Source organism: Xenorhabdus anantnagensis (assembly GCF_028598555.1).
GTDB classification, from domain to species: Bacteria; Pseudomonadota; Gammaproteobacteria; order Enterobacterales; family Enterobacteriaceae; genus Xenorhabdus; species Xenorhabdus anantnagensis.
The window spans coordinates 57,972-80,248 of record NZ_JAQRFN010000013.1; the positions used below are offsets into that span (position 1 = coordinate 57,972).

At 42.6% G+C, this 22,277-nt stretch carries 18 protein-coding genes, 1 pseudogene and 1 CRISPR repeat array; of the genes and pseudogenes, 10 read left to right on the plus strand and 9 right to left on the minus strand.

Annotated features, from left to right (window positions below):
* The first annotated feature begins 2 nt into the window (after nt 1-2).
* The 7 genes from cas5e (at nt 3) to PSI14_RS11670 (ending at nt 8,058) form a co-directional block, all read left to right on the plus strand.
* Nucleotides 3-764 carry a type I-E CRISPR-associated protein Cas5/CasD gene (gene cas5e / locus PSI14_RS11640; protein WP_273576044.1) on the plus strand — a complete coding sequence of 254 codons (762 nt, stop codon included), beginning with the start codon at nt 3-5 and terminating at the stop codon, nt 762-764.
* Nucleotides 751-1,425, plus strand: coding sequence for a type I-E CRISPR-associated protein Cas6/Cse3/CasE (cas6e, locus tag PSI14_RS11645; protein ID WP_273576045.1), 675 nt, complete (start codon nt 751-753; stop codon nt 1,423-1,425). Before cas5e ends, cas6e begins: the two co-directional genes overlap by 14 nt.
* Nucleotides 1,425-2,345, plus strand: coding sequence for a type I-E CRISPR-associated endonuclease Cas1e (gene cas1e / locus PSI14_RS11650; RefSeq protein ID WP_273576046.1), 921 nt, complete (start codon nt 1,425-1,427; stop codon nt 2,343-2,345). Before cas6e ends, cas1e begins: the two co-directional genes overlap by 1 nt.
* Before the next feature lie 2 nt (nt 2,346-2,347).
* Nucleotides 2,348-2,641 carry a type I-E CRISPR-associated endoribonuclease Cas2e gene (gene cas2e, locus PSI14_RS11655; RefSeq protein WP_273576047.1) on the plus strand — a complete coding sequence of 98 codons (294 nt, stop codon included), beginning with the start codon at nt 2,348-2,350 and terminating at the stop codon, nt 2,639-2,641.
* 82 nt (nt 2,642-2,723) lie between these two features.
* Nucleotides 2,724-4,156: a CRISPR direct-repeat array (repeat unit 29 nt; unit sequence GTGTTCCCCGTAGGTACGGGGATAAACCG).
* 601 nt (nt 4,157-4,757) lie between these two features.
* A complete protein-coding gene (locus PSI14_RS11660; RefSeq protein ID WP_273576048.1) occupies nt 4,758-5,777 on the plus strand; it encodes a hypothetical protein in 1,020 nt (339 codons plus the stop codon).
* Nucleotides 5,777-6,928 (plus strand): BamA/TamA family outer membrane protein, encoded by a 1,152-nt coding sequence (locus tag PSI14_RS11665; RefSeq protein WP_273576049.1) that lies wholly within the window; start codon nt 5,777-5,779, stop codon nt 6,926-6,928. Before PSI14_RS11660 ends, PSI14_RS11665 begins: the two co-directional genes overlap by 1 nt.
* A gap of 35 nt (nt 6,929-6,963) precedes the next feature.
* On the plus strand, nt 6,964-8,058 hold the full coding sequence (locus tag PSI14_RS11670) for a DUF4056 domain-containing protein (protein ID WP_273576091.1): 1,095 nt from the start codon (nt 6,964-6,966) through the stop codon (nt 8,056-8,058).
* 74 nt (nt 8,059-8,132) lie between these two features.
* On the opposite strand, the gene PSI14_RS11675 is transcribed toward PSI14_RS11670, so the two are convergent.
* On the minus strand, nt 8,133-8,603 hold the full coding sequence (locus PSI14_RS11675; RefSeq protein WP_273576050.1) for a MarR family winged helix-turn-helix transcriptional regulator: 471 nt from the start codon (nt 8,601-8,603) through the stop codon (nt 8,133-8,135).
* Between the two features lie 470 nt (nt 8,604-9,073).
* Between PSI14_RS11675 and PSI14_RS11680 the strand changes: the two genes are divergently transcribed.
* Nucleotides 9,074-10,321 (plus strand): VWA domain-containing protein, encoded by a 1,248-nt coding sequence (locus PSI14_RS11680; protein WP_273576051.1) that lies wholly within the window; start codon nt 9,074-9,076, stop codon nt 10,319-10,321.
* 53 nt (nt 10,322-10,374) lie between these two features.
* Here the strand turns inward: PSI14_RS11680 and PSI14_RS11685 are convergent, their stop codons facing one another.
* Entirely contained in the window at nt 10,375-12,180 is a 1,806-nt protein-coding gene (locus PSI14_RS11685) for an ABC-F family ATP-binding cassette domain-containing protein (RefSeq protein ID WP_273576052.1), read from the minus strand.
* A 377-nt stretch (nt 12,181-12,557) separates the two neighbouring features.
* On the minus strand, nt 12,558-13,139 hold the full coding sequence (locus tag PSI14_RS11690) for an Ail/Lom family outer membrane beta-barrel protein (RefSeq protein WP_370688849.1): 582 nt from the start codon (nt 13,137-13,139) through the stop codon (nt 12,558-12,560).
* A gap of 453 nt (nt 13,140-13,592) precedes the next feature.
* Here PSI14_RS11690 and PSI14_RS11695 point away from each other — a divergent pair, with 453 nt between their 5' ends.
* Nucleotides 13,593-14,867, plus strand: a complete 1,275-nt coding sequence (locus PSI14_RS11695) for a bifunctional O-acetylhomoserine aminocarboxypropyltransferase/cysteine synthase (RefSeq protein ID WP_273576053.1) — start codon at nt 13,593-13,595, stop codon at nt 14,865-14,867.
* 401 nt (nt 14,868-15,268) lie between these two features.
* On the opposite strand, the gene PSI14_RS11700 is transcribed toward PSI14_RS11695, so the two are convergent.
* The 5 genes from PSI14_RS11700 to PSI14_RS11720 all read right to left on the minus strand — a co-directional run bounded on the left by PSI14_RS11700 (nt 15,269) and on the right by PSI14_RS11720 (nt 20,597).
* Entirely contained in the window at nt 15,269-16,546 is a 1,278-nt protein-coding gene (locus tag PSI14_RS11700; protein ID WP_273576054.1) for a F390 synthetase-related protein, read from the minus strand.
* Nucleotides 16,543-17,349: an MBL fold metallo-hydrolase gene (locus PSI14_RS11705; RefSeq protein WP_273576055.1), complete on the minus strand. Its 807-nt coding sequence runs from the start codon at nt 17,347-17,349 to the stop codon at nt 16,543-16,545. The genes PSI14_RS11700 and PSI14_RS11705 overlap by 4 nt, the downstream gene beginning before the upstream one ends.
* Nucleotides 17,342-18,361 (minus strand): NAD-dependent epimerase/dehydratase family protein, encoded by a 1,020-nt coding sequence (locus tag PSI14_RS11710; RefSeq protein ID WP_273576056.1) that lies wholly within the window; start codon nt 18,359-18,361, stop codon nt 17,342-17,344. The genes PSI14_RS11705 and PSI14_RS11710 overlap by 8 nt, the downstream gene beginning before the upstream one ends.
* Complete coding sequence (locus PSI14_RS11715) at nt 18,358-19,356, minus strand: 3-oxoacyl-[acyl-carrier-protein] synthase III C-terminal domain-containing protein (protein WP_273576057.1); 999 nt, start codon at nt 19,354-19,356, stop codon at nt 18,358-18,360. Before PSI14_RS11715 ends, PSI14_RS11710 begins: the two co-directional genes overlap by 4 nt.
* A gap of 587 nt (nt 19,357-19,943) precedes the next feature.
* Nucleotides 19,944-20,597 carry a phosphatase PAP2 family protein gene (locus PSI14_RS11720; RefSeq protein WP_273576058.1) on the minus strand — a complete coding sequence of 218 codons (654 nt, stop codon included), beginning with the start codon at nt 20,595-20,597 and terminating at the stop codon, nt 19,944-19,946.
* A gap of 379 nt (nt 20,598-20,976) precedes the next feature.
* On the opposite strand from PSI14_RS11720, the pseudogene PSI14_RS20200 reads away from it, so the two are divergent.
* Nucleotides 20,977-21,150: pseudogene (locus PSI14_RS20200) on the plus strand (phosphorothioated DNA-binding restriction endonuclease); the annotation flags it as partial.
* A 57-nt stretch (nt 21,151-21,207) separates the two neighbouring features.
* Here PSI14_RS20200 and potD read toward each other — a convergent pair.
* Nucleotides 21,208-22,257: a spermidine/putrescine ABC transporter substrate-binding protein PotD gene (gene potD / locus PSI14_RS11725; protein WP_273576059.1), complete on the minus strand. Its 1,050-nt coding sequence runs from the start codon at nt 22,255-22,257 to the stop codon at nt 21,208-21,210.
* Nucleotides 22,258-22,277 lie beyond the last annotated feature (20 nt).

Genomic DNA, 22,277 nt, shown 5'->3' on the forward strand with positions numbered 1-22,277 from the left:
ATATGAAGACTTACTTGGTCTTTCGCTTATACGGCGCGTTAGCCAGTTGGGGTGTTGACGCGGTCGGGGAAAACCGGCCAACAAGCATTTATCCCACCCGTTCAGCTATCTTGGGGCTATTGGGCGCTGCGCTGGGTATCCGGCGTGATGATGAGACACAGCTTGCTGCGTTGCAGCAGAGTGTTAAAGTCGCCATCAAACAGAGCGTTGCTGGCTCATTGATGCGGGATTACCATACTTCTCAGGTTCCCTCTCAAGAGAAAAAACGGACTCACCTGACGCGCAAAAGTGAGTTAAGTGATAAATCTAAATTAAACACCATACTGTCTTCGCGGGATTACCGTGCTGATGGCTTGTGGATTATCGCCATTTCATTAACAGAACAAGCCAGTTTCACGCTTTCCGCCTTGCACGACGCGCTGGTAAAACCGGTCTTTACGCTGAGCCTTGGACGAAAATCCTGTCCTTTGGCACTTCCGATGATGCCGCAACTGGCAGAATATCCGTCACTAAAAACAGCCCTTGATACGCCTTTTCCGCCCTTAACCCAATCAGAGAAAGCTGATCGCTATCGGTTAAGCAGTTATGGCTATGATGTAGTGAGCTACTTTTGGGAGGGAGATAAAGGCGAGATTGATATTCCTGATACCGCAGTATTGACCAGCCAGCTCTGGGATGAACCATTATCACGCCGCCGCTGGCAGTTTACACAACGCACGATGCACCAGATATCGATAACGGAGGGAACACATGTATCTGTCTAAAGTCACTTTGCGACCTTCTGTTTATCATATACAAGCACCGTCACGACAGACGAAAAACGATGTCTATTCTTCCCACCAGCTCTTGTGGCAACTGTTTACAGAACAACAAGAGCGCAATTTCCTTTTCAGGGAAGAGAGAAATTTAAATGGCAGACCTGAATTTTTTGTGTTGTCCACCACCACACCGATCATCAATTCCCCACGGTTTCAGATCCAGACCAAGCCTTTTGCCCCTCAATTACATAACGGGCAAAAACTGGCATTCAAACTCCGCATAAATCCCACTATTTGCCTGACGGATAAAGATTCACGCAAACAACAACGCCATGATGTTTTGATGCATGCCAAGCGTCAGGCGCAGGATTCTGGTATCGGTGCTGATGAGATTGAAACATTGATGATACAAGCTGCTCAAACTTGGATACAAGATGAGAAACGGCGGGCTAATTGGGGTATCCGCTTCGATTTCACCCCAGATATTGAACGCTACACCCAACATCGCAGCTTCAAAGCTTCTGGTCAGAAAGTGGCATTTTCCAGCGTAGATTATCAGGGCGTGCTTACCCTGTCAGATAGTGAGCTTTTTCTTGAGCAATACCGCAAAGGATTTGGCCGGGCAAAATCCTTTGGTTGTGGGTTAATGCTGATAAGGGCACTGTAATGGCATTTATTCCATTAAAACCCATTCCCATCAAAGACAGAAATTCGATGATCTTTATTGGCATGGGGCGTATTGATGTCAAAGATAATGCGTTCGTTGTGATTGATGAAGTCAACGGTGAACGTATGCATATTCCCGTCGGCTCCATCGCCTGTATTATGTTGGAGCCGGGCACTCGTATCAGCCATGCCGCAGTGAAACTGGCCTCAACAACCGGGACATTACTCATTTGGGTCGGAGAAGCGGGTGTCAGGCTCTATTCCGTAGGGCAGCCGGGAGGTGCTCGTTCAGACCGATTGCTTTATCAGGCCAAACTGGCGCTGGATGAGGATTTGAGACTCAAAGTTGTCCGCAAAATGTTTGAATTGCGCTTTGGTGAACCGGCTCCCCAAAAACGCAATGTTGAGCAACTTAGGGGAATAGAGGGCGCTCGTGTCAGGAAAATCTATCAAATATTGGCAAAACAATATGGGGTAAAGTGGCATGGACGCAACTACGATCATACAGATTGGGACAAAGGGGATCTCATCAATCGCTGCATCAGTGCCGCAACCTCCTGTCTGTATGGCGTGACGGAAGCCGCGATTCTGGCGGCTGGTTATGCGCCTGCCATTGGTTTTCTGCATACAGGCAAGCCCTTGTCATTTGTCTATGATATTGCGGATATCCTGAAGTTTGATACCGTCGTTCCCATAGCGTTTAAAATTGCTGCCACCAATAGCATTGGACCTGATAGGCAAGTCAGGCTTGCCTGCCGCGAAAAATTCAGAACAGAAAAAATTCTGAAACGCCTTATTCCCTTAATTGAAGAAGTCCTTGCCGCCGGCGAAATTTCCCCACCGCCCCCACCTGCTGATGCACAGCCCCCCGCCATTCCTGAACCGATATCCATCGGCGATATTGGGCACAGGAGCCAATAAATATGAGCATGACAGTTGTCGTAACAGAAGCCGTTCCCCCTCGGTTACGGGGACGTTTGGCCATTTGGTTACTGGAGATACGGGCAGGCGTTTATGTCGGGGATATCTCCCATAAAATCAGAGAGATGATTTGGGAACAAATCACGACGCTTACCGAAGATGGAAATGCCGTTATGGCATGGCAAACCAATACCGAATCTGGATTTGATTTTCAGACCTTCGGTGAAAACAGAAGGGAACCGATAGATTTTGATGGCCTGCGTTTAGTGAAGTTTAAACCACTTCCTGAAGGTTAGTTTGGCGGAGTTAAAAGGCGATTAAAATGGTAGAATTTTTCCTGTTAATAAAGTTATTTTAAAACAGATGGTTATACTTAGCGTGTTCCCCGTAGGTACGGGGATAAACCGCCTTGCGGCCAGAAATCACGGCTATCAATGGAGTGTTCCCCGTAGGTACGGGGATAAACCGTGCCGGACAACGATGCTGATATTGAGTTTGTTGTGTTCCCCGTAGGTACGGGGATAAACCTGGTTTTGCTCAATCGATGCCACGTCAACATGGGTGTTCCCCGTAGGTACGGGGATAAACCTTCAACGTCACCATCTTTTAACCGGCGATGCCGTGTTCCCCGTAGGTACGGGGATAAACCGAATAATTTCTGGTGTCGGGTAGAACTGGTGACGTGTTCCCCGTAGGTACGGGGATAAACCGGCGAAAACAGGCACACGGGTATATTTATTTCAGTGTTCCCCGTAGGTACGGGGATAAACCGTTGAATCATTTAAAAAACTTTATCAGGATTTAGTGTTCCCCGTAGGTACGGGGATAAACCGTGAGTGATTCATGAATCACGCTGCGGGCTTTTGTGTTCCCCGTAGGTACGGGGATAAACCGGATTAAAACCATGTCAGATAAAGAATCACCATGTGTTCCCCGTAGGTACGGGGATAAACCGGCGAAACCTCGAAGGGTGCGACCAACGAGGCTGTGTTCCCCGTAGGTACGGGGATAAACCGCCTTAGATTTCCTGCTGATTTCATGGGGACGGGTGTTCCCCGTAGGTACGGGGATAAACCGGCCGCCTGTGTGTCACGAATTGTTTTTTCTGTCGTGTTCCCCGTAGGTACGGGGATAAACCGGTTGAATGGGATACTGTCTGTACGCAAAAAAAGTGTTCCCCGTAGGTACGGGGATAAACCGCTGTCAGAAATCGGCGCGCATGGAAGCGCCGAAGTGTTCCCCGTAGGTACGGGGATAAACCGTTATTGGTACGGCTGGCTCAGGTAAAACTATGGTGTTCCCCGTAGGTACGGGGATAAACCGTTGACCGCATCCAGATACAGTTCTGGCACTTGGTGTTCCCCGTAGGTACGGGGATAAACCGGATTCCAGCCAGTCGGCTCACCACTTTTAACCGTGTTCCCCGTAGGTACGGGGATAAACCGCCAAATATAAATATGCCTCGCTGGATGATATTGTGTTCCCCGTAGGTACGGGGATAAACCGGAGGCCGCATGAGACATTTTGATTACAACCGCGTGTTCCCCGTAGGTACGGGGATAAACCGGAGGCCGCATGAGACATTTTGATTACAACCGCGTGTTCCCCGTAGGTACGGGGATAAACCGTACGATTACAGAACCGTAAATACACATCTAACGTGTTCCCCGTAGGTACGGGGATAAACCGAGTCGGGCATGAGTGAAGTTCAAGCAGAGAAAGTGTTCCCCGTAGGCACGGGGATAAACCGCTGCACGGTCTTCTGCCTAAAGGAGTTTATGCATGTTCCCCATAGGTACGGGGATAAACCGATGGCCGTATCGATTATGAGATAAGACACTGGGTCATTCAAAGTCATCAGCACTGTCATCGAAAGAGAATATTATATTTAAAGCCAATCAACACTTTGAATACATCATCGGATAAACCAGCCCTGAGTAAGCGGGGTTGGTTTCATGATGGGGGCTTCCGCAATTACAAGAGCAACCTCAAACTTTTATGCATAAAAACACATAAAAATAACTACTGATTAAATAAAATCATCATGTGCCAAAGAGAATTTATCAATAATATCTTTATGGTGATTTATCTTGGTTTAATGAATATATAAATAATAATAAAAAATTTTATTTCAATCGTCTTACTTTAAGTAAGAAAAATATATAGCAACAAAAAATCAACCAAAAAATAATAACTCTATAAAATTAATTGTTTTATCAAAATATTAAGGAGATAAAATCAACTTTATTTGATGATAAATCGAACGAATATTCCAAATTGTGCGATATTCTATCTACAAGCATAATTCGTTAATGATTGTCAAAAATACCTATGATAATCTACGCCGCTTTCCATCCTGCATTGTTCATTTGATAGACAATTAACTGTCAAAAATAGGAAGCGAATTTATTTATGAACTTAACTAACACCAGTAAATTGTTAGCCGCTACTCTGTGTCTTGCAACCTCGTATAGCTACGCAGATAGTGAGCGTCCACTTTTTTCATTGACCATGTCAGAATCCGGCGTTCAGAAAACGAATAATGATGGTAGCTTATCCCGCTCTACCAAATCTGAATCGCGTATTCTGCCAATTTGGGGTGATGAAGCTCGCGCGAAAGGTTACGACCTGCCTGAGCCGTTTGGTGTTAGTTATGGTTATATGAATCTGCGACAAGATGTTGTCGTAGATAGCATTAAATTTCAATTCACCAATCCCCTTGTAGATAATGCCTTCAGAAATATTATTGCCGTCAATGCTGGAGATACTCGGGGAAAAAATGAATCTCATATGCTTAAACTGGATACTTGGGTATTACCTTTTCTAAATGTATATAGTGTATATGGGAAAACCAAAGGTACATCAAGAACTAATCTTGATAGCATTTACTTTATGAACATGGAAGAGCCTTGGCAAAAGGATATTCCTTTTGAATTGAATTTTAAAGGAAAGACCTATGGTGGTGGAGTTACTTTTGCTGGCGGTTATAATCAGTTTTTTGCCACATTAGATGCCAATTATACACGTACTAATCTTGATATTTTAGATGGTGATATCAGCGCTTTTGTCCTCACTCCTCGTGTTGGTTATGAATTTGTGTTTGAGCCACTCTTTTCCGGACAGGGAAATAGTAAGGTTCAAGTATGGGTAGGTGCTATGTACCAAGATATCACCCAACGTTTTAAAGGTGATGTCAGCAAGCTCACTTTACCACCTGACCTAGCTGGCTTGTTTGAACCAATTAAAAATAATCCAGCTGATAACGGCAAATTTCAATCAGACATTAAATTCGATGTCGAACAACACCTTGCCCACAAATGGAATAATACTGTTGGTGCACGGGTCGAAATTACCCGTAATTTCAATATCCTGTCAGAAGTCGGTTTCGGCAACCGTAACAGCTTCTTTATTTCCGGTGAGTTCCGTTTTTAATGTTTGATCGCGCAATATTCAAAAGGCTGGTGATTTCCAGCCTGCTTATTTTTACCATTTCATCTGCACACGCTGATATCTTGCCTGATCGGCAAAAAATTGATGGTTGGTTAAACGAATTAGGCGGCAGCAACCATTTTGATGACCGCAAGAAAATTGACTGGGGCGTATTACCCGGCCCTTTTTACACCCCTGAAATGGGTGTGGGGATTGGTGTTGCCGTAGTTGGTTTATACCGCCCTGACAGTTCTGATCACATTAGCCAGACATCTTCATTGGGACTCAGTGGTTTTGGATCATCAACCGGTGCATTTGGCTTGAATTTCACCAATTATAATTTTCTTGCCAACGATCAATGGCGGTTATTTGTTTCCGGCACACTGAATAACACTCCAACTTATTATTGGGGCAAAGGCTATAACGCCGGTAAAAATAATAGCAATAAAGAGAAATATCATTCGCAGGAATTTGATATTCGTCCCCGCTTTCTTTATCGCGTCACCAATGCCACTTATATGGGATTAGGCTGGAATTTTTCATCCATCAACGCCAGTAATCCAGATACCGGCGCTAAACGCTATTTTGATCAATCTGTTGGCGGTCGCTCCATAGTAAGTTCCGGTGTAAGTGCCTACTTTAGTTATGACACACGGGATTTCTTGCCCAATGCTCAGCAGGGGCAGGCATTTGAGATCGTTTATACTTATTTTTCCCCTGAGTTGGGTAGCGATCACCGTTTCCATACCACGCAATTGCAGTTCTCAACCTATCACCAGTTATCTGAAAAAACGGTTCTGGCCTTTGATAACTATGCCCGTTTCAGTTCAGGCGATGTGCCGTGGAATCAGCTATCATTGCTCGGTAATGGTCAGAGGATGCGCGGCTACTATGAAGGGCGTTATCGCGACAACAACATTTTCACATCACAGCTAGAATTAAGGCATAAACTTGACTGGCGCCACGGTGTGGTCGGTTGGATAGGCACCGGCACATTGGGAAACTCCCCTTCACAATTGGGAACAAAACATTGGCTTCCTTCTGTTGGTGTTGGCTATCGTTTCGAGTTTAAACCTCGCATGAATATCAGATTAGATTTTGGTATCGGTAAAGACAGTACTGGGTTCTACTTTCAGGTCGGGGAAGCGTTTTGAGATTATTAGTTACCCTGTGCCTCTGTTTTTTATTGATGGCATGTGAAAATAAGCTTCACCCTGTTAATTCGGTAGAGCCAGCCCTCGTCAGTGATACTCACGAACAGTCGCAGGAAAATTGGGACGCATTACCTCCTATTGCTCCACCTGAGGGTTTGAGAGCCTGTTGTGCTTTCGGTTATAACCTTAAGGCCCAACTATGGAGTATTCCTATCCCCTTCTACAATATTGACAATATTGTAGAAGCCAAGACATTGGGTGAGCATCACTACAATGACAGTATTATCGGTGCCAGTGCTGCATTGTTGGGGGTAAGCAATGAAAAAGTTGGCTTGCTCTATACCCATAAAGGTGGGTTTATTGATATTTCTCATGTGAGAGATACCGCCGACTATACACTCTATCTGTTCAGTCAAATTAATGCCCATCTTGGTCAAGAATGGAAATTAACCCTGAATAATGAGCTTGCTGCACGCAAAATTCACTTTTTGGCTTTTACGCCGCCGGAAGATCCTGCTGAACACTATACACTGAGTGCTTATTTGGCTGCCAAACTCGCTTTTCAACTCGCAGCCTGGCATGAAATCGCACAATGGTACGGCTATCAATCCGTGCCGGGATTTTCAGAAGGCATTTCGGCTTTTTCTCCGGAAGATCTCTATTCGAATCTGCTGGGCGCACGACTGGCATTGACGTTGATCTTGGAAGGCCACGCATCTTCTGTGGCGCAGTTCTCGGCCTCCATGGCTAAGATTTTGCCGACTGCTTTGCATGAGCTTGGGGATTACCCCCAGTCAGGTACAAAAGAGATGTTTGATAGCATAGATGGCTTATGGTGGAACAGTTATCAACGCATTCCCGAAAAGTTTCTGGTACTGCAACGAAATTACGATATCCACGATAATCGCTATCCATTAATGCCTTCAGGTAAAGAGAGCGTTGCCTTGCGACTGTCTCTGCCTGAACACTATCAGCATTTTTCATTGGGTAAACTGGCTGAATTCCAGTTATGGCCAACCAGTGAGATGAAAAATCTACCTGTTCCAAAACAATATTGGACAGTGAAAGATTTTAAAATGTTGGCGGAAAATGCCCAACGTGAAGACAAGCAACAACTGCTGATCAAATAGGCAATTATAAAACCGATCTTTCAATAACATGTAGAGGAATATACCTAATTGATAGGTGTATTCCTCTATCCGGATTACTTACTCAATCCCCCCAAAACTCTACGTATTGGGGTATGTTGTTTAATCAGTTCCTGCAAAACCTCTTTCAATAACTGACTTTTTCCATTGCCCAGTGGCTCCAGCACGCTTTTTTCATGAGATTCTGCCTCGGTCAGCAACCCTTCTACCACTTTTTGCCCCGTTTCAGTCAAACGTACCAACGTAACACGGCGATCACCGCCACCATTGGAAAAACGAGCTACATACCCCTGTAATTCTAAACGTTGTAAAACACGAGTAATGGTCGGCTGTTTGCTCACCGTTTTCTGTGCCAGAAAGCTAATGCCAATCGGTCCACTTCCCGCTAACGTCGATAATACCCGCCACTCCAGTACTGACAGTCCTTGCGATTCAACAATATCATGGAACTCAGAAGAAACTAGCATCCATGCCTGCCCAAGCAGGGCAGGCAAGTAATTGTCAACAAACACTTTTGAATCTGGCATAAGTTGAACAACCCTTTTTATCTCAGGAAGTTTTTTGTTTTCCGATTTTAAAAGGTTCCCCTGTGAAAAACACGCCCACGACAGTCATTCAGCCAATATTTTCCTGATAACAGTGAGCCAAATCTCGGAACGTATGTATTCAGTCCAAGTTGTTTCAATATCATGTAGATTGTCGCCACAGATGAAGAAATAACAAACAATCCCGCCGATCTTCGATTAAAGCTACACAGAACATTTATTCTCACGACCGATCTCAAGAATAATCGCCCCTTTTTCCACCTATCTAAAAAGCCTATCAAATGAAATAACGGGATAATTTTGCTTATAAATGCGCTATTTTTCCGCAGTGATTCCCTCTACAATTCTGACAAAAAAATCCTGACAAAAAATAACGGCCGTTTAAGGCAAAGATTATATGTGGTAAGGCTCCCGTCAGGGACATTAGCTACGCACTTAAAAGGACATCAAGCATGAATCTTCAAGCAGGACAGAATATCGTTCTATCTACGACTTCTCTTCGATTGACGCTCTCTTACCCAACATCTCCTTCTTTTCGCAGTGAAGTAGATGCTTCCGCTTTTCTGTTGAATGCCAGTGGTAAAGTCAGGGGAGATAGTGACTTCTACTTTTACAATAATCCCACCGCCGCAGATAACAGCTTGGTTTTGGAGACATCTCACCAAAGCAGCATCATCACTCTGGATCTGACAAAAATAGATGCCGATGTGAGCAAAATTGCTATCACGCTGGTGATAGACGGCCCGGATTCAGTTGCCAATCTTCAACAACTGAAATTTGAAGCCCCAAATATTGCTAGCTTCACTGTTTCAACCGCGGGTAGAACTGAAAAGGCCATGATTGTTGCGGAAATTTATCGGCACTCCGGCAACTGGAAACTTCGGGCTCTTGGGCAAGGATTCAATGGTGGGCTGGGGCCTCTGGCTGTGAATTTTGGTGTCGATGTGGAGCAACCTGTGCCTTCAGATAATCCACCTCCTAGCCCAACTATCAGCCTTGAGAAAAAATTACAGGACAAAGCACCACGCCTTGTAAGCCTTGCCAAAAATGCAACTATCAGCCTGAATAAACACAAACTGCAATCAATAAAAGCACGAGTTGCATTTGTTCTTGATGCATCAGGATCGATGCACAATCAATTCAAAAAAGACTATGTGCAGGCTGTGCTGGATCGTATTGCGGTACTGGCTGTGCAATTTGACGATGACGGTTCAATGGATCTCTGGGGATTTGCCTCAAAACACAAAAAATATCAGGACGTAACCCTTGATAATCTTGATGGCTATATTCATACAATACAGACCGCTATAAAACGCTCTATGTGGGAAATTCTTCCTGGTCTCGGCGGTGTAAATAATGAACCACCAGTTATGGAAGAGGTTATCGACTTTTTTAAAGACAGTGATCTACCTGTCTATATTGTGTTTATTACCGACGGTGGTATTAGTAAAACTCGTCAGATCAAAGATGCTATTCGACGTTCAGCAAATTATCCTATTTTTTGGAAGTTTGTTGGTCTGGGTGGTTCGAATTACGGAATACTGGAAGATCTCGATAACTTTACCGATCGTCGTCTTGATAACACCCATTTCTTTGCGATCGACAATTTTGCTACCGTAAAAGAAGATCAGCTGTACGATCTGTTATTGAAAGAGTTTAAAGACTGGCACGATGCCGCCGCCGCTGAACGAATTCTGTAATTATGCAGTATGTAATTTATAACGATGAGCGCCCCGAATTAGGGGCGCCAGATTTATTCTAAAATTTCATAGAGTCTCTTAATTTCCTTTCTCCATATCTCCTGATTTTTCAGCTTCTGATGTTTCGGTTTCCGAGCCAAATCCTCCGCCAGATTTTTTTCCAATACCACAATACGTTGAAGAACTGTCTCTTCATCCGCTAAATCCGCTAATATTTCTGATTCATCAAGTGTGCTTCCCCGATCTCTAACTACTTCTTTTTGAGAAGAGATCACCTTTTTTTGAGAAGAAATCACTTTTTCATTCAGGAATAGATAATATCCATCGCTGGATGTCACTTCTTCCAACTCGCCATTTTTAATCAGCAAAAAACGATTGGCGACGTTATCAATAAACGCCTTGTCATGCGAAGTAATTAATATTGTCATTCCGTTATTAATCAATTCACTTTCCAATTCCATTTTGCCAAAAATATCCAAATGGTTAGTCGGCTCATCGAGAATCAAGAAATTATGTTTATTTAATTTCAAGATTAAAAACATTAGCCTGGAGCGTTCACCACCACTTAATCTTCCCACCAATTTATTAAAATCCGCATATTCAAACCCTGCTGCAATCAATTGTTGCTTACAGGTGATATCGTCGATATTCGGCGTGTTATTTCTAACCACATCAAAAATCGATTCATTCAGCGGGATTTTCTCTAATTCCTGATCGAGATAGCCCATATTACACTGCGGGGAAAAAATGATATTTTCGATATCGTAAGCCGAATTTTCCAACTGCGTATCTTGCTTACTTCTTGCCTTATTGTAAGCCTCAACAAGGGTATGAATCAGGGTGGATTTCCCCACGCCATTGTCCCCCAACAAAGCAATTCTATCTCCCGGCCGGATATACAATCCATTGGTAGAAAATAAAGAATTAAACTGCCCATTCAGTTGATAACCAATCCATTTTTCCTCAATCTGCAACATCTGTTTGGATTTGATCGTGTCAGCATCCAACGATAAACGATAAGTTTCACCTTCGGTGGTTCTGGTCTTACTCTGTTCGAGTTTTTCGACACGCTTTTCCATCGATTTGGCTTTTCTGGCGAACTTTTCGTTATCGTAAAGTTTTGCCCACAGTGCCAAGCGTTTTGCGCTTTCCTGTATGCGTCGAATATTTTTCTCCTCTGCTTTCAATCGCAGAGCATCAGACTCATCTTTTTCTTGTAACGCTTCAAATGCCTGACTGAATGGCAGGGAAAACGACATCAGTTGTTGGTCACGCAAGAAAACTGTCTGATTGGTAACGTTATCCAGAAAGTTTCTGTCATGGGAGACAATGATAAAAGCACTCTTTAGATTATTATTAAAAAAATCCTCGAAGAATTTCAGGGTATTGGCATCCAAGTGGTTACTGGGTTCATCGAATAAAATAATATCGGGTTCCACGACCGCACTCATGGCAAACATCAACTTTGTCTTCTGTCCACCGCTGAGATCAGCGACTTTAGTATTAAAATCAGTATCCTGAAAGCCAAAATTATAAAGCATAGATGCAGCTTTATAGTCACCATATTCATCAACTTGTTTCACTTTTTGGGAAATAGACTCAAGTAAGGTCATTTCAAGCAATGCGCCGTCAATAAACTGAGAAACCATTTCCAATCTCAGACCATTAGCATACTCAATAAGCCCTTCATCCGGTTTTTCAATGCCAGCCAATAGCTTAAGTAAGTGAGTTTTTCCTGTGCCGTTATAACCGACCAATGCAATTCTGTCGTTTTCTTTCATAGTTATGGAAAGATTGCTAAATAATGGCTTTGAATTAATACCAAAGTTAACCTTATTACAATGAATCAGCGTTGACATTGTTATGTCCCCATCATAAAAAAGCTTCGTTAATCTCAGACTGATGATTATTTTTCAAACAAAACTTATATATTCAAAGAAAAATCAGGTCAAGCCATTGTCATAATAAATGAATACATAACTACTAAATTTTATGTAACTTAATGTTATTATTTAATCCCTTTATGAGTAAATTCCGTCAATTATGATAGGAATGATAATTATGTGAATCCATAATTAACGCAATAATTACAAAAAGGTACTTTCCAATATAGAAAAGCACCTTTTGTTATAAGAATCCGATCTTGATTTAATCCCAATAGATATTGAGAGCTGCATCAAAGAGAAATAAACATCCCCCCGAACACATCAAGAAATATACGCCTTAAATTTGTTGTTTAGAAACGATATCCCACACCGATATTAAATCCATTAATGTTAAACCGATCTTCATGACCTTTTAATGATGAACCTTCATAGCCAGCATAAAGGCTGAGATTTGGCATGGGATTGATTTCCACTCCTGCGCCATAGGCTAAACTGGTTGATTTATTATCCGCTTTTACAGAATAATAAATTATTTCCCCATTTCTTCCACGCTCAGTTTCACCCTCGGAAAGATCGACTTTTGAATGGGCAAAACCCAACAATCCATAAACACTCATATAATCATTAATTCGGTAAGCTGGGCCAGCCATCAACGAATAATATTTTAGATCAGCATTGGCTTTCCTAGGCCCGTAATCATTATAGCCGCTATGACTTTCATTACCTTTCATATACGCAAATGAGCCAATAATACTCACAGGAGAATCCCATTCATAACGGTAGTGAAGATTCACACCGCGAAGATTTTTAATATCTTGGATTTTACTTTGAGCGTAACCCACTGCGACAGTCTGTGAATCAGCATAAGCGACTGAGCCACACATAAAACCGGATACGACTAAAGTTGCAAGAAGCGCCTTTCTCATCTCCATTAACGATTACCTTTTATGTTTACTAAACGTTTTAACCGTTTAAAGTATAGATAGTTTCGGTCAGGCTATCGGGTAAAATGCAACAAATGTGAGGAAGATTGAATTATTAACATTATGGTATCAATTTAATTTATAGAGATGCTTCATCAAAAAACCAAATACCTCCCTTTTAACCCAGTATCAAATTGATATCTATTGATATTTATTTTTGATGTTGATCCAACACAATATCACTTTGTAAATTGGCTATAATTTTTTCTTTAATTTTATTAGTCAACAATAAGACATAGAATGATAATTGTACTTATATTCCAGTATGAAATAATCTCTTATAAGATATATCTGTAAGCTAATACAGGAACCGCAATCAACATCCAACAAAAAAACGCGCCACTATTCTTGATTATCAGTCTCAAACACCCGTTACACTTTACTTAACTAAAGGAAATGAGAATGAAATTAGAAACACTATCTATCCATGCCGGTTACTCATCAGATCCAGCAACCAAAGCTGTTGCTGTCCCCATTTATCAGACGACTTCCTATTCTTTCGATGACTCCCAACATGGCGCAGATCTTTTTGACTTAAAAGTCGAAGGCAACATTTACTCCCGCATAATGAATCCAACAAACGATGTATTGGAAAAGCGGGTCGCCGCTTTAGAAGGGGGTATTGGTGCGCTTGCAGTGGCTTCTGGGATGGCGGCGATCACCTACGCTATTCAAACCATTGCAAGGGTTGGGGATAACATTATTTCGGTGGCGAAACTCTATGGTGGTACTTATAACTTAATGGCACACACTTTCCCAAGCATTGGGATTGAGACCCGTTTCGTGGCTCATGACGATATTGCTGCCATTGAAGAGATGATTGATAAGAAAACCAAAGCAATATTCTGTGAATCCATAACCAATCCAAGCGGGAATATCATTGATATCCAAGCACTGGCAGATATTGCCCACTGGCACGGAATTCCCCTGATTGTCGATAATACCGTCGCCACTCCTTATCTATGCCGTCCGTTCGAGCATGGTGCAGACATTATTATCCACTCCCTGACCAAATATATCGGAGGCCACGGTACTTCGATTGGTGGAATCATTGTTGATTCAGGAAAATTCCCATGGGAAAAACATCAAGATCGCTTTGCCATCCTAAGCACACCGGATGCCTCGTATCACGGGATAACTTATACCGAACATTTTGGTGCCGCAGCCTTTATCGCCCGCTGCCGTGTTGGGCCACTGCGCAGCACTGGGGCGGCACTTTCACCATTTAATGCTTTTCTCATCCTACAAGGTCTTGAAACTTTGGCACTTCGTATGGAGCGTCATACTGAAAATGCCCTAAAAATCGCCCAATATCTGGAAAAACACCCTCAAGTGTCATGGGTTAAATATGCGGGATTGCCTGCACACCCAGAGCATGATTTGGCTGTCCGTTATATGGGGGGAAAACCGGCTTCAATTCTTTCTTTCGGCATTAAAGGGGGAGAAGATGCGGGCATCCGTTTTATTGATGCCCTGCAACTGATTGTACGTCTGGTAAATATTGGCGATGCCAAATCATTGGCTTGTCACCCTGCATCAACAACTCACCGTCAGCTAAATGATGAAGAACTGGTAAAAGCAGGTGTATCACGGGATCTGATTCGCCTATCTATTGGAATCGAACACAGCGACGACATTATTGCAGATCTTTCACAAGCGTTGGATGCGGCAAAATAATTATTAATATTGTTTTACCGATAAAGATATTCAACAAGAATATGAATCAGGGCTGGCTAAAACCAGCTCTTCACCATCAGGCTTTAAATGTTATCCATGGTCTCACTCTTGCCACTGACTGAATTAACCCCGCCTGCTCTTGAATTTCGATCACTGGCATAATCGGTTTTTGACATCCTCTGAAGGCCGAGGTTTTACGGCGCACTGGATAAAATCAGGGGTCATATTTTCGCCATCAAACCAGCTATCCCATCCTTCTCCTACCGGCGTTATTTAAGTTCATTGAAAAGCGTAGCTCTTTCATGAGATATGTTAATGGGATATACATTACTTGATTTGCCTTAACTTCACGTAAAAACGAGCAGTATTAAACCACCCGTTCTACAAATTATTCCTTTAAACTATCCCTTTTTCCTGATAATCCGACGACGTTTATTAAACAGATCCGGCAATATCGTTTGTGATACGCACCGCCACTCAAGTTTATCGATATCAACACCCTGTTTGGCAAAATAGTCTGACAGCGCTGATTGGCATTGCTGGAGAATCTCAATGGCACAATCGCCTTCTAATTTCAGCAACAACTCCGTTTGCGTAAGTCGATAATCACTCGTCAGCGGCAGGGTATTGGCAATGATCCGTGAACAAGGATCGGCGAAAATACTCACTATGCCCCCGTCAAGCGCAGGTAAAATTAACTGATCATCACTACGCCCTTCAACGCGCTCTATCGCCAATGCTGGATTGCCACAAGTACACGGGGTTTTCTTCACCACCAAAATATCATCAAGCTGATAACGCACAATTGGCTGAGATTCCCGTGTAAAATCAGTAATGATCGGGTTAAAACGGGATTCATCAATCCATTTTGGCTCTATATGAAGAAATTCTTCATTAAGATGCAGGGTTCCATGCGAGCAAGTACACGCCAGAAAACCTTCCGTTGCCTGATAAATTTCTCCCACCTCCCTGAATACGTTCTCCAACAATTGACGATCCTGCGGCTCCAGCACTTCTGCCACTGAGATCACTTTCGCTGGTGACAAGGACACTTCACCTTGTTGAATTTTCAAGGCGAGCGCCCGCAGTACTTGAGCAGGAGCCACGATAATCGTTGGTTTATACTCTGCCAACGCTTGCACCTGCTGATTAAAATCAGCGAACAAATCAAAAAAACGGAAGGATATCCAGCGATTCTGAACGCTGTCGTAGAGATTGTTTCCTGCCCGCAAAAACAGCGCGACCCGCTCACCATGAAATAAACCGTTCGGTAGCATTTTGGCGAGCATAGTTCCAGCCCAAATATCCCGCTCTTTAGGGCTGATAACGAAAATCCCCCGCTGCCCTGATGTGCCCGATGACATTCCAACGCTGAATTTACCGACCGTCGGTTTGAAATCGCGTGACTGTTCGCTCAATCGCGCACACTCCAAGAGCGCATCACGCTTGAGACCTGCCGTATTCATCCGGTCAAAATTTTCCATCATGATGGCTTTATTCATGAGCGGATATTCCACCAACGGTAAATCACCATATGAGGCAAAATAAGGGCTTTTCGCCAGTACCCTGAGCCTGAATTTCGCTAGCTCTCTCGATTGATGTTGTTCAAGCTGCTGTCGGTTGGAAAATTTCCACTGTTTTTTAGCTCGCCAATAGTACCAAAGCGTTTTAAGTATCATTCCAAATCTCCCTCGTGACATAGCTGGATAGGAATCTGCTTTTGGTCAATTTGGTGCAATTTATTCAATGTTTCGTAATAGGCGCGGCTGTCATCCATAATGATATTCGCCAACTTTGCAGGCCCACGCAGTTCACGGTAGTTACTTGGTGACCAAGCCGCATCGCCCGCCAACAATACCCACCCCTGTTCAGTCAATATACAAAGGCCGAGATGCCCCGCCGCATGACCGGGCAGTGGAATAATAAACATCTGTTTCTGGCTTTCTGGCACAGCATAACCTTCACCCAATACCGCCAATTCTTCTGGCAGCGGACTGGTTTCAAACCCTTCATAAAAACAGGCTCTGGATTCAAAATCTTCTGGGATTAATCCCCGTACAAATGCTTTTTTCAGCGCAGCAATACCGCGTAAGTTGCGAGTTTTCCGCCAACCTTCCCCCGAACAGATAAATTTGGCCTGTGGGAAATCCCGCAATCCAGCAATATGATCACCATGAAAGTGAGAAATGATAATGCCATCAATATCACGCGCTTGAATGCCCTCTTCTTTCAGTTGCATCACCAATGCATCTTTGGTGTCAAAGTAGACTGGCGTGACTGTGCGATATAACCGAATAACCCCACTGCGGGTATGATCGTAAAAATGACTGGCATATCCAGTATCGAGTAGCCAACGTTTGTCATTGCACTCCAGCAACCATGCGCGGGCCGGAAATTTACATATGCGCAGACTGGCACCTTTCAGTGCCATGCAGCCGGGATGAGTGCAGTATCCCACTTCAAAAACACGCATCTTAACCATGTAATCCCGCCTGCTGATCTATCTGTTTTAACCAATTGGCCGTTAAATGAATGCCTTCTTCCATGGTATAAATCGGCGAGTACCCCAGTTCTTCCCGTGCCTTTGAGTTATCCAGTGTCATGGAATAATAAGCCGCCCCAATACCGTAACGAGTCAGTAACGGCTCTTTTCGGGTGAGCATAGCCATTCCTTCCAATACTGCCGCAGCACCATACAGAAATGGATAAGGCAATGATTTGATTCGATAGCCAAACTGCATCTCATCAAATAACTGTCCTAAGGTTTTCGCCAATGGTTGTGGCTGCTGATTGGTAATGTTATATATCGCCCCGCTTTGTAAGCCTTCGCGTTGGGTCGCCAATGACATGGCATGGACAACATTCATTACATAAGTGAGATCCAAGGCATTTTTCCCACCCGCAGGCAAGGCCATAACGCCTTTACTGGATTTAACCTGGACCAGCAGGCGCGGCAATAACACTCGGTCATGTGGGCCAAATAACCCACGGGGGCGCAAAATAATATAAGTTGTGTCTGGATAGCGGCGAATCAGTTTGAGTATGCACTCTTCCGCCAGAAACTTCGTTCGGGCGTAATCATTGGCGAAATGCTGACTACGCTGATTTTCAGTAATATGCTGTTGGTGTGAAAAATTAAAATATACGGCTGGCGTAGAAATATGGACAAATCGCTGGATACCGCATATTCCTGCCGCCTGCGCCAATATATATGTCGCAGTCAAATTGATACGTTCAAACTCATCAGGATCACCCCAGGGAGAAGATTTGGCGGCACAATGCCAGACTGCATCACAATCTGACATCAGCTCGATTGCTTCATCCACCGTTAGCGTCCCCAGTTCAGCACGGCGAAATTTAGCTCCCAATTGAGTTAACAACTCTCCCGCCTGCGGATCACGCCCGGTTGCCACCACCGCCTCCCCGCGCGATAACAGGTAATCAACGGCATTACGACCTAAGCCGCTTGTTGCTCCAGTTACAAGGATTTTCATGGTCTTAAAATCATCTCACTTAATGAAAGCCCAGCCGCTGTGCCAAGCAACATCACATAATCACGGCCATAATAGCGATCGGTAATCATGGCTTCATGCAGAGCACTAGGAATCGATGCTGCGACCTGATTTCCGCGATAACGATAAATATTCATAAATCTCTCATCCCTGATATTCAATCGATTACGAATATGTTTCAGCCCCAAATGGCTTGCCTGATGGGGAACCACGGTATCAATATCGGACATTTCAAGATTTGCGCTCGCCAGTACACGCTCTGTAAAGCCTTCAATTAATGAAGCAGTCAGTTTAAACAGTGGCTTACCTTGCATCTGGAACAGAAAATCACTATCTTCCATGCCCGCACGAAGATTCTTGCGAGTTCCGCCAGCCCGGATCTCACATAATTCGAGACCTTCTGGATAAGTCTCATGTTTGTAGGTCACAATCCCGCTTTGCCCATCCCCTCTTTCGACGATCATACAAGCCGCTCCATCACCAAAAATCAATGAAGATTCCTGATGTGACCAGTCAATGCCACGGGAAGCCATCTCTGCGGAGACAATCGCAATACGCCGATACTGTCTGGTCGCCAACAATCCGCTGGCAACACTCAGAGCAGAGATAAAACTCACACAGCTTGAATTAATATCAAAACAGGCAGTTCCTGCCTTTAATCGGCTCATTTTTAAAATATGTGCCGCAGAATAAGGTAAAGCTTGAATCGGGATTGCAGAAGCTGAAATTAACAGATCAATTGAATCCGGCTGGATTTGATGTGTTTTTAAAGTATCATGTAATGCATCTACGGCTAATTTAGCTTGAGATGCCTGATAATCAGAATGATAACGATATTCTATTCCGGAATGCTTTTCTACAAAACCACTCGGTTTATTTAATTTCAAATCTAAATCGGATGAATACACTTTATTTTCTGGCAAAGCAGTGCCAGACGCAATGATCTTTAATGGGATCAATTCATTTGAATTTTTCATTTTATTATTACTTCCAAGTGTTAATTTTTTGTTTAAATTTATTATCAGAATATAAAGTTAGTTCTGAGTATAGGGTTAGATTAAATAAGTATTTATCAGATAGTCGGTCAAACAGGAAGTAGATATTTATGATACATCATATTACTAAATTGAAATATTCAACACAGATGCATGAAAAATAAAAATTTTTCCCGGCTCACTATTTCGATGCTATAAAATTTTTTTAATGAAATTAAAGTTCCATGAGATTTAATCATGGAACTTGTTGTATTTATGTGAAATAAAGATAAATGTTAATTTACAAATAAACCAACTGAACTTAGTCATAAGAAATAGTTTTATTGGTTTTTTATTTCAATGAAAAACCATTTAAGTCCAGTTCTTCAAAAGAAACAGCAATTAAATATTAATCCAATATTTTTGGTTATTTGCACCCTAAAATGAAATAAATCGCCTAGCTCATAAAGTATATATTTAAAAACAAAAATGATGAAAAAATTACTCTGAATAATATATTGCTGTTCAGAAAAATGATTTCAATAAATCAAGTGCTATTTGATTCCTATTCCATCTTATTTTTCTGCCGCTCATGCACTACTCCGTTTGCTGGTTGGCTTGCGATCAGAACGATCCGCAACCGCCTGTAAAATTAACTGACACAAGATGCCAATAACAATTGCTGTTAATAACCCTGCCATAAGATCGATAAATAAATGCCGCCGCAATTGAATAATGGAAAAACATATCGATACTCCCCACGTTAACCACAACAGCCGCCAGGATTTTTGTTTTCCTTGCCAAAGCGCATACACAGATAATGCGGTCAACGAAGCATGTAATGAAGGCAAACAATTTTGTGATGAATCTATCGCGACCACATGATTAAGTAGCTGATCCACAAACTTATCACCTGTAATCTGTGGATAATCGAGCGTTGTAGGATAGAGCAAGTAGATCAGGCCAGAAAATAGGGCACAACCCTGCATTGCCAACATTAACCAACGTACACGGGATAATGGACTGAACAGATAAGCCAACGGTATCAATAGGAAGAAAGAGAGATAGAACCAGATGCCATTGGAGGAAAATACGATCCATTCATCAATGGCAGAAAGTCGCAATATCGTCACTTGCTCGTTTAAGTAATAGTTAGCCGTAAAATAGTAAACAATAAAAACCGTTCCCCATCCTAATAAACAACATAATAGCCGGTATCCTAACCGTTCGGTTCTCCAGTTCATTCTGGCCTCTTTATCATTTGACAGTCTGTATTATTCATCATCTACTCCGCCTCATTTCTCACGCCATAATCCATTTATTGCATCAGCCACAAGCATGTTCATCGCCTGGATTTATTTAACTTAAGGTCTAAATCAGAGGATATAATTTCTGTTCCGGCAAAAAGTCACCAGAGGAAATAATCTTTAATAAGAGCAATTCCTTTATATTATTAATTTTCACAAAACATTTCCGTTTGTTATTTTTATTTTAAATTCTCGCTTCAGAAATAATGTTTTCTGAGCACAGGATTAGAATAAACTATTATTTATCAGACAATCGAGGGAACAGAAAGAGGATGTTTATTAAATAGAAGAGAACTAAAGTTAAATTCACATCCAATCAATTGACAATAATATGAATTTACTGGTTTCAGAAAGTATTAATGGCGGCCAGATAGTTAAACAACTTTTTTGGAATTTTGCAAAACAGCCAATATTACGCCCCCAGAACAAAAACTATTATCCGTTGGAAAGTTTCATCGCTTGGCATCGTAACCAAGTCTTTAAGGAATAATCCTCAGATATTAAAAGGGGAAGCAACGCTTCCCCAATAACTTAATTGAATTTCAGATCACTGACCTGCTTTCAATTTTTGGAAATACTCTTCGTATAAGATATTGGCATTGCCAACATCATTCTGCCATTCTCCTTTTTGGATCACGGCTTCATCTGGATAGAGAGACTTATCTTCTGTCATTACCTTAGGCAGTAATTTCTTCGCTTCCAGATTCGGGGTTGGGTAACCAATTTTTTTGGCTACTTGTGCTGCAATCTCTGGACGCAACAAGAAATTGATCAACTTCATCGCACCATCGACATTCTTGGCATTCGCTGGAATAGCCAAGCTATCCATCCAGAAAATCCCGCCTTCTTTCGGCCAAATAATCTCAACAGGTGTGCCAGCCTGACGTGCAACATAAGCAGAGCCAGTCCACATCATACCGATATCAACCTCACCTTCCATAAATGGGTTAGCAGGGTTGTCAGAGTTAAATGCCAGTACATTTGGCATCAGTTTTCTCAGTTCCTGATAAGCGGCTTCAATCTCTTTCGGATCGGTGGTATTGCCGGAATAACCCAATTTCAGTAACGCCATCTGGAAAACTTCACGGGCATCGTCAGTCAGCACTAAGCTGCTTTTGTACTTCGGTTGCCAAAAATCAGCCCAAGAAGAGAGGGTTTTTGGATCAATAGTATCGCGATTAACGCCAATTGCCGTTGCTCCCCAAATATAAGGGATAGAGTAATCGTTATTCGGATCAAAAGACTTATGCAGCAAATTCGGATCAAGATTATGGAAGTTGCTCAGTTTGCTGATATCGATTTTTTGCAACATCCCTTCTTTACTCATCTTGGAGATAAAGTAAGTGGATGGAACCACTAAATCATAAGCGCCGTCTTTATAGGTTTTCAGCTTGGTATACATGCTCTCATTGGATTCATAGGTGGAATAAATCACCTTAATCCCAGTTTCTTTAGTGAACTGGTTGAGCAAACCAGGCGGAACGTATTCAGTCCAATTGTAGAAATACAGCGTCTTGCCATCATTAGCAGCCGCATTTACCGAGCCAATGCTTAATGCCATCATCCCTGCGGCTAACAGATAAAACCACTTTTTCATGTCATGTTTCCACACAGTTA